The 318-nt window shown below is 69.2% G+C and carries 1 protein-coding gene; it reads right to left on the minus strand.

Features of this window, described 5'->3' with window-relative positions; translation table 11 throughout:
* A partial coding sequence (locus HKX41_10925; GenBank protein ID NNC24643.1) for an O-antigen ligase family protein occupies nt 1-318 on the minus strand: 318 nt, incomplete at both ends.

Below are 318 nucleotides of genomic sequence, written 5' to 3' on the forward strand. Positions count from 1 at the left end.
AGCAAACTGCCCGCATACAACGCCGCCAACAGCAGCGTCAGCCCGCCCCAGAACGTCGAATAGAACGCCAGGTGGGTGTTGAGCGGGAACACCGTCACCGCCAACGCCACCATCGCCGGACGCGCGCGGTCGCGCGCCTGCACGTCGGCGAAGACCCAGGCGCGCCACGCCAGCGCGGCGCCGGCCAGCCACATCAACAAACCGAACGCGCCGGTTTCGCTGAGCACTTCCAGGATCAGCTGATGCGCGTGCAGCGCCGGGCCGTAGCCCCACGAGGTGTTGACGCCGGGCATGGGATCGCAGGCGGGGAAGGCTTCG

It is taken from the genome of Salifodinibacter halophilus, assembly GCA_012999515.1.
In the GTDB taxonomy this organism is placed as follows: Bacteria; Pseudomonadota; Gammaproteobacteria; order Nevskiales; family Salinisphaeraceae; genus Salifodinibacter; species Salifodinibacter halophilus.